At 63.2% G+C, this 8,490-nt stretch carries 6 protein-coding genes; 2 read left to right on the top strand and 4 right to left on the bottom strand.

All coding sequences use genetic code 11. From position 1 onward, the window contains the following. The first annotated feature begins 155 nt into the window (after nucleotides 1-155). Together N675_RS09895 and N675_RS09890 are read left to right on the top strand one after the other, a co-directional pair. Entirely contained in the window at nucleotides 156-470 is a 315-nt protein-coding gene (locus tag N675_RS09895; protein ID WP_038039192.1) for a putative phosphothreonine lyase domain-containing protein, read from the top strand. A 125-nt stretch (nucleotides 471-595) separates the two neighbouring features. After that, the gene (locus N675_RS09890) at nucleotides 596-928 is read left to right on the top strand and encodes a VRR-NUC domain-containing protein (protein WP_051914002.1); all 333 of its coding nucleotides are present in this window, start codon (nucleotides 596-598) and stop codon (nucleotides 926-928) included. A 549-nt stretch (nucleotides 929-1,477) separates the two neighbouring features. On the opposite strand, the gene N675_RS09885 is transcribed toward N675_RS09890, so the two are convergent. From N675_RS09885 to N675_RS09870, 4 genes are all read right to left on the bottom strand, one after another. Further along, nucleotides 1,478-2,014 (bottom strand): hypothetical protein, encoded by a 537-nt coding sequence (locus N675_RS09885; protein WP_038039191.1) that lies wholly within the window; start codon nucleotides 2,012-2,014, stop codon nucleotides 1,478-1,480. A 6-nt stretch (nucleotides 2,015-2,020) separates the two neighbouring features. Then, on the bottom strand, nucleotides 2,021-2,218 hold the full coding sequence (locus N675_RS09880; RefSeq protein ID WP_038038046.1) for a hypothetical protein: 198 nt from the start codon (nucleotides 2,216-2,218) through the stop codon (nucleotides 2,021-2,023). Between the two features lie 600 nt (nucleotides 2,219-2,818). Continuing rightward, nucleotides 2,819-5,521 (bottom strand): phospholipase D-like domain-containing anti-phage protein, encoded by a 2,703-nt coding sequence (locus tag N675_RS09875; RefSeq protein WP_038039189.1) that lies wholly within the window; start codon nucleotides 5,519-5,521, stop codon nucleotides 2,819-2,821. A 12-nt stretch (nucleotides 5,522-5,533) separates the two neighbouring features. Beyond that, nucleotides 5,534-8,473 (bottom strand): anti-phage-associated DUF1156 domain-containing protein, encoded by a 2,940-nt coding sequence (locus tag N675_RS09870; protein ID WP_081886999.1) that lies wholly within the window; start codon nucleotides 8,471-8,473, stop codon nucleotides 5,534-5,536. Nucleotides 8,474-8,490: the final 17 nt, after the last annotated feature.

Raw genomic sequence — 8,490 nt, 5'->3', positions numbered from 1 at the left:
CGTTTGCGACGCTGCAGCCTGTACTGGAGTGGCTGGCCAGACAGGGTCAGCTGGTGGTTTGGCCATCGGGCACGATGACGCCTGAAAGCGTCATCGCCTCACCGGACGAGGCGCGCCGACGCGGATGGTTGAGCGAACAGAAAGGAGGCTGACGGATGATGACAACCCGGACAAGAACACCGAGCGAGTGGTGCTACGCTCCCGGCGTCGAGCGGCTCAATCCCCAGCAGGCCGGCTTCTGGCGTTCGATCCTGCGGCCATCGTATGCCGGCCGTGTCTGGGACAAGGTGAGCGCGGCCGTGCGTGCCGGTGACCTTGGCCCAGCTGCCCGCCTGAAGCCGATCGCCGGCGGCCGGCGCTACGAACTCAGGATCTACGTTGCGGATGTCGGTGATCGTGATGCCGTCTTGCGCATCCGCCGGGTGCTCCGCTTCCGGCTCGGCTTCGTTCGGGCCCATCAGTTGTTATGACTGGCACGGCCGGCGGCGCTGGCTCGACCCGGGTGCCCGGGAGACGACGCCGCGGGAGCTGTGGCGGCGGCACACCCCACCCAGAAGCGTCGAGGTTTCGTCGAGGTTTTGATGAGGTTCCCTCCATGCGTCGGTTGCTCGGCTGGCAGGTCTATCATACCTGGATTTCGGTGCGCTCGCCAGCGGGCTTCCCAGATTTGGTGCTCGCCAAGCCAGGCCGGCCGTTGATCCTGACCGAACTCAAGACTGAACGTGGCAAGCTTTCGCCGGCGCAAGAGGCCTGGCTTGCCGTGCTCCAACAAGTACCTGGCATCATCGTTCGTGTCTGGCGGCCGTCGGATTGGGATGAAATCGTTGCGGCCTTGCAGGGAGCGGGGGCGTCTGAGGCCCATGCGCACCCTTGGTGCATGGACCTGCGGCTTTTCAGTTGCAGGTGCATGCTATTTTTCCGGCTTTAAAAAAAGCGCTGCTCATTGCGCGCCGTGCACGGCACCACCGAGCGGTATCGTTCATGTTTTTTCCAACGAAGAAAAAAGAAAAAGCACGCTGCCCCCACGGTGACCACTGTTGGTCCTGGGGAAGGGGGAATGATGCCATACAACGTGAGGGGTAACTGCGCGTGTTCAACGAGTGGGAAAGACTGCGGGCCAACCCGTCATCATGGGCACGCGCTTCCCGTGACCCTGACCGTGATGACGGCCCTGGAAAAGGGAACGGTTCCCATGCACGATGGGGGGATGAAATCGTCGCGGTGGGCAGCCTGAGACCCGCCGCCCCACCCCAGAATGGTTCTGTTCAAAAATCGGGAAATGTTTCCCGCAAGCCGGGTTGTGCTGCCAGGAACCGCTCGCGACGGACTCGAGCCGCTTGCATGGCCAGGAAACGCGGTCGGTGGGGTGGTGCACGCTCCGATGTCGTGGGCGTATCGCCGTTCGCGGGGCGCGGCTGCAGCGGCATTGGCTGGCGAACGCGCGTGATCCCCATGGACACTCGCGCTCTCACGTGCGCTACTGGTTGTGTCGTGCCTCGTTCCGTGCAAGCACCTCGCTCCAGTCAAAGCGCTGGGGAGCGACGCTGAGCCCATCGATCAGAAACCGGACGACTGCTTCAAGCGAGACGTATCCCGTGGGGATGTGGAGTTCACGGACACGTTCCGCTACTTGCTCCACCGCCGGCCCGATATGCACGTGCGGCGTCGTTCTCTTCCCTTGACCATGGGGATGCCAGTGGAATGCAAGGAGTTCTCGTCCGTCGTCGTAGGAGATCTGGTAGAGGTAGGCGGCCGTTGCCACGGTGTACGGGCCGCGCAATCTTTCCGTCTCGACGACGCGGAACAGTTGCCTGACCTCAAACCACAGGCGCGACCCGTCTTGCCGGCGCAGCGGCACCGGCTCAAGGCGATGCACAACGAGCACGGAGAGACCGGCTGGATCAGGCCCGTGATAGGCAACGTGCCGGTAGCGCTGGGGGCAAACACACGCCAGGGTTTCCTTGAGCGGCTCGAGGTAGGCAGCGATCGCTTCACGGCGGGTCTTGCCGGCCATCGTGTGCTAGTGCGCGAGCGGCAGCACCAGCGCGACCATCCGGACATTGGGGTCTTCCGGGTCAAGTTCACCGGCTTGCCAGCGCCGCTTGAACTCATCACCACTCATGTGCAGGCGCCGTTGCGCCTCGCGTTCGAAGAGTTCCCGGGCCTCCTCAGGGGTCAACTCGTGGATCTCGTTTTCGTGCGTCAGCCGTGCTGTCATGTGTTCCCCCTTTGTCGTCACGAGTAAGTATCGGGGATAGCGGGACGAAGCTCAACTCCCATCGATTTGGTTGCACTCAGCTGTACGTGTCCTCCAACCGGTTAATGCTACTGCCGCTTCAGAGGGTAGGGCACGGGTGCTAACCTGTTCCCGACTGCTTGTCCATCGATCCACCAATTCCGGTTCGAGTTCAGTGAGAGCTATTGGCAGATCGAGCGTGCGACACGCTGATCAAACGCGCGTGGCTTGCGCTAACGAGATGTTGATGACGGTGCACCGACGTGATCTCCATGCAGAATCGCGCGGTAGACAGCCTGGTCTCTTGCGTTTAGCGAGGCACGAAAGCGGGGGAATCCGTCAAGGGTTTCCTTATAGATACCAGTGCTTACGCGTGGTGCTCGCCATGCGCAACTGATCGAGGATAACGGCGATTACCTTTGCCGTGTTGCGTGCTTGCGCTAGACACTCCCATGTCGCAGGTAGTTCGCTGACCGGCAGATGCTCGACCACGAGAGGAGACCTCACGCAGGGGAACTCTTTGACCAGAAAATGCCGCCTCCTTTGTTAGCGTGCTATCAACAGGACACCGCCATGTTATCTTTACTTCCATCCTTGCCGCAGAAACTCCAGCTGACTTGTCTTTTCCAGTACGGCAGCGCACGACTCCCAGTCCACTGGGGTAACCCGGTGATAGCGTAGTTCGAAGGGGTGCTGCAAAGGGGTTGCATCGATGATTTGTCGGGCCCGTTCTTCTTGGCGTAGAGCGAGCGCAATCCACACGTCTTCGAGCGTATCGGGAAGTTGTCCGAAGAGAGCATGAATTGCTTGGAGCCGTGCTGATAACAGACGATGCACCCGATCTTCGACCGATCCCTGGTAACGCAGGTTATAGATGAATACTATTGGCCGTGGTTGCCCGATGCGTTGAATGCGTCCCTTGCGCTGTTCAAGCCGCGTCGGATTCCACGGGAGGTCAACGTTAATGAGGGCGCCAAGACGCTGCAGGTTAAGTCCCTCGGAAGCAGCATCGGTCCCGACGAGAATACGCAATTCACCTCGTTGCACACGCTCCTTCAGCACATCCCGGCCAACGTGTGTCGCATTCCCCCCTTGAAAAAGCTTCGACTTGTTTGCTCCAGCGTAGAGGCCAATCTCTTCTTCAGGGAGATACTGGGAGAGGTGCTGAGCAATCCAATGGGCTGAGTCGTAATACTGGCTGAAAACGATGCAGCCATACTGGCGCCAAGGTTCGGTATCGTCTACACCGTGGCAGAGAATGTCCGTGACCGCTTGCAATTTGGGATCTGCTGCTCGCGCCGCTTCGAGCAACTGGAGAAATCGTTCGAGCAGCTCCCGTTCTCGCTGCGTGAGCGGGTGAAGGGACGATGGGCGTTCATCTTCCTCGTCCTCTTCCGATTGCTCCCTCCCTTCAAGCAGGCGCTGTGCTGTCAGCCGTCCCGCCTCAATCGTGCTCCCGACGCGGCGCAGGAGAAGTGTTTTGAGAAAGCCCGAATTGAACCCAGGACGCGATGCCACTTCTTGACAAAATTCTTCAGCAGTGTTGTAGGCATCTTGGAGAAGCGGTGGGAGCAAGAGCGCATCATGCTCGCCTTCACCGAATAAGCGTACCCGTACCGGCGTGAGATATGGCTCCCCCGTTTCTGGGTCGATGGTCTGCTCCAAATACTCACGTGTCCGTCGGACAATATGCCGGAGAAAAGGATTGTAGTTTTGGAAGAACTCGCGGCTGATCCATTCCAAATGCCGCCGTGCTGGTTGGGAGAGGCGATCGAACGCCTCGGGTGGTGCCCAACTCTCAGTCTCGTTCATATTGAGCGACCGGCGAAGAATCTCGAATGCTGGTGCCTCGCTTGCCGGTGGCAGTGGGTCACGAACCCACTCCCACAGTTCTCGTAGATTCTCCGGTGGTTTCGCCCAGTTGAGCACGTAGTTCAGCCCCTCGCGCGGGCGGGTTAGCCATCGACTGTACCGGCTTCCAAGGACAGTCTCATTGCCGCGATTGAGCGCCTCCAGTAGATCCCACGCTTCGATCGGATCCAGTTGCACTGGTGTCGCCGTCGCGAGGAGCAGACTGCGCGTCCGCTCGGCCACACGTTGGAGGAAGCGAAGTAAGTTGTTCGGATCGGCCTTCTCGTTCCGGTGCGATGCACCGCGGTTGCGGCGTCCCGCCCGGTGTGCTTCGTCGACGATCACACACTCGTAGTGAAGGTTAGCCAACACCTCAGCTGCTTCGTCAGACTGCGTGATGAGTCCGGCCGAGACGATTCCCACCTTCCGCGGGCAATGCTGCAGCCCGTCCACCCCGTTCGCGGGATACTCAACGCCGTTCTCATCAATCCAGGTGCGGCCTGTCCATACCGCCGAGGGCAACGCGAGCAAATCCCACAGCTCGTCCTGCCACTGCCCGACCAACGGTTTTGGGACAAGCACGAGGACATTCCCGCCACCCCACAGCACCATTAACTTCGCAGCGAGCCCGAGTTGGACCGTCTTACCCAGGCCGACCTCGTCTGCAAGGATGAGTCGAGCACCACGATGGCGGTGCAGGTCAAACGCGAGCTTGACAAAGGATTTCTGGTGGGCCCACAAGCCCGTTCCCTGCCGGGCTACTGGAAGCTCCACTGCCGCAGCGGCCGGCTCCGCCTGGTACGTCTCACGCCACTCGGCGATACTTGGCACGACGATCCGACGCGAGAGCCGCTCGATATCCCGTACCACCGCATCGGCCAGATTGATGGCGCCAGAGTGGTACCAGAGCGCTTCGAACTCCTCGCTTGTCCAACGGACGCCGTCTTCCGAATCATCAGCCCAGAGGAGTTCGTAGTTAACTTCCCATGCTTCCCGTGACTCGTTGACGCTTCCCAGAAATGCAATCCGTGAGCCATCGGCTCGCGTGATCACGCCGGCCTTTCCATGGATGAGGCCGAAATATGCATCGGGTAAGACACGTACCTGGAGTTGGCCACTTGCAAGGAACGTGTAGAGGCGACGCAGCCGCTCCTTCAACCGGGGTGGAAGGTACTCCGGGAGTGTCTGACACCACTCGGCGTACATCGCGGCCTTCGCCGCCCGCGCCGTCTCCACATCGAGCGGCTGCAGGGCGGAGTTGGCGATGACACGCACCTGCGCACCAGGTGCCATCCGCTCCAGTGGCTCCCCGGCTACCTCGAGGATCGAGGAGCTGAAGAAACCGGCGATCCGATCGTATGCCAGTGCACCTTCCAGCGCCTCGGTGAGAAAGGCGCGCAGCGGTGCCAGGCGAGAGGAATAGCGCAGCAGCACCTGCAACCTCCGTTAGAGGGTATCCGCTTCCACCACAGCCTTCACTCGTTGCGCGGCGTGCACATCGGACTGCCAGTGTGGCAAGCCGGCCGGTTTGGTACTCAGATACCGTAGCAGCGCGAGCACGGTCTGTCGCGCGCCCCAATAGTCAGCAAGTTCCTGCCGGAGGTACTGGCGCGCTGGGCGCGGGTCACCCTCGGGGTCACTCGCTGCACGGTAGATCGCGAACAGGACGTGACGGAGGAGCGTGCCCCCGAACCCTTCTTGCCCGAGTGGACGCAGGTCACGCGCACCGAACTCCGAGGGCGTCTTGAGCCGCGTGCGGTTGGCCGCGCGGCTGGCCAGGAGCATGCGGTAGTCGCGTGCGCCATAGGTACGTGCAAATTCCTGGTAGACTCCCTCGCGCGTCTCCTCGTGGGCTTCGACTTCAATCCCCTTGAGGTAGAGCCGCTCCTCCGGCCCAAGTTGCCGCCAGACCGCGCGCTCCAGCCCCTCCGGCACCAGGTAGTCGGTCGCGATCCGCACGGCCTGCTCAATGACCTGGCCGATGGGAGTGCGCTCGCCCTTCGGCCGTGGGCGGCGGAGTTCGCGCTCGACGTCGATATCACCGATCGCGCTGTAGCTTGTCAGGACACGCAGCGCAGCCGCATAGGCCGCCAGCTGGTAGTCTGCGTCGCCGAAGTTGGGGTCGTCCTTCGGGTCGAGCGCGAGCATCGTCTCGAGTTGCCGCTCCACCTCAGCCCGGATCTCTGGATAAAGGTCGACGAGTTCGCCACGGCGGTCGCCCTGACGCTTGCGCAGGACGAGGACGACCGTCCCCTGTACGTAGTTCCCGGCACGGATCCCGCTTGACGTCTCGGTGAGCACCGTCCAGGCTGCCGTGACCCGAAGCCCGGCCGCCCAGAGGACGAGGGTCAAATCGACCCACATCTCCGGATCCTGGTGGACGAACAGGACGACCTGGTAGCCGTCGTCCGGCATGCGACGGGCCAGGTTCTGGTAGCACTCGGCCAGCGCCAGGCGGAACGTTTCCCCCTCGCCCTTGACCGCGAGCGCCCGCTTGCTATCGGCGTACCAGCCCGGAAAGAGCACGGGCAGCCGCTTCTCGTACCAGGCCAGGAAGAACTCGGAGAGCTCGTGGTAGTTGACGTTGTCGCCGTATCCGGGGTCGGTGATCCAGATGTCGGCCTCCCTGTCCACGTTGCGTGCATCGGCTGGCTGCAGGTGGTAGGGGCCAGCGACCGGCGCAGCAGCGAGTTCGGCGCAGAAGGTGGTCTCGAGCCCACTGACTGAGCGACAGGCATAGTCGACCAGGGTGTTGAGCGCCTGGTTAAGAAAAGTTTGTTGAATCGTCTCGCGACTCCTATCCCACACGCTCAGCCGGCTGTTCCAGTTCGCTACCCGGCCGAGCATGAGGAGCAGCGCGGCGGCCTCCACGCCGAACTCCTTGGCCGCCCGCTCGGCCAGCAGGCCGTGGAGCAAAAGCTGCCGCGGGTTGAACAGGTGGTGCCAGTGCGTCCAGCCGCGCGTACGAATTGGCTCTTCGGTCTTGTCGCCCGATTCGATCCGCTGGCTCGGCAGGTAGCCCTGCGCCTGCCAGGCAGCGAAGCGCTCCTGCAGCAACGCCAGCACCTGTCGCTCGCGTGCGAGGTCGGCTGCCGTCGGCGCCCGGTAGTGGCGCTCGCCCGTCGTGGGATCGACCCAGCGGATGCAGTAGAGCCGCTCCTGGAAGACGTCGTCCGGCCGGGGCACGAGATCCTCGTTCTCCCAGCGCCGCAGGCCCGTCCGTCCGCGGAGCTGCTCGGCGCTGGTCACCTGCCGCTGGGCTGGCGGCAGCCAGGTGCCGTCGCGGTCGACCGGGCAGCGGACGCCGTTGGCCCAGGTCCCGTCCTCCTCGGCTTGCCGGAGTGCGGCCTCGCTCACCCCCTCGTGGATCTCGATCGTGAACCGCTTGGTTGTGGGGTCAGGCACGAGCTTCGCGACCACGCGCTTCTTCTTCGAGATCACCCAGGTCGGCGCGAGTGGTACCCACCAGCCAGTCAGGGGATCGCGCACTTCGTGGCAGTACAGGTAGGCATCGGCGATCCAGCCTTCTTCGTTGCGCTCGATCCCCCACGCCTCGACCTGGCGCCGCACGTCCTCGAAGACGCGCCGCTGGGCCGCTGAGACGCGCTGGACGACGTCCGGCCCGCCGCCGGTGAGCGCCAGCGCCCCCCAGGTGAGCAGCACGGCGACCGGGTTCAAGTCCGAGGCGTAGACCTCGCAGCCGAGCCGGGCGGCCTCGAACGGGATGCTCCCGCCGCCGCAGAAGGCGTCCCCCACCCGGGGCACCTGCCCGAAGCGTCGCTCGCCCAGCTGGCGGACGAGTTCGGGGAGGTTCCGGGCGTTCGTGCCGAGGTGCGCATTGATCCGCTCCCAGGCCGCGTCGCTCGGCCCAGCGATCTCCTCTGGCCGGAGGCAGAAGCGCAGGCGGTTGTCGTAGCCCATGCGGAGGAAAGCCCGTCGCTTGAGGTGCTCCCGGTCGGCCGCCGAAAGGCCTGGACGCCAGGCGGGCTTGCCGTTTTCGGTCACGAAGTACTCGCTACGCTCGCGGGGAGTGCAGAACGGATAGAGGTCGGCGGGGCTAACCTGCCCGGTGAACCGGCGGAGCATCCCATCGTCGTCCATGGTCATCGCGGCGAGGAACACCTCGCGGTCAGCTACCGGGTCGTCAGTGGCCGGCATGAGGAGCCCAAGGAGGATGGCCCGCACCAGGACGAGCGGCTTGCGCCCCCACCACTTGCCGAGCGGCGAGAGAGTCTGCCCGGATCCGGCCTTGCGCTCCTTATAGCATTCCTTGGACAGCTTGCTGACCGGGAACTGCACCTCGATGAAGGCAGGCGCATCGCTCCTCGCTCGTGCTGCGCCCATTGCCAGTTGCGCGACGTATCTTGGGGCATCCCCTGCCTGCATCGTCCCCTCCCCTCTCC

The organism is Thermorudis peleae (assembly GCF_000744775.1).
In the GTDB taxonomy this organism is placed as follows: Bacteria; Chloroflexota; Chloroflexia; order Thermomicrobiales; family Thermomicrobiaceae; genus Thermorudis; species Thermorudis peleae.
Note: the sequence above shows the minus strand (reverse complement) of the source record. Positions and strands in the feature narration are given on the sequence as shown.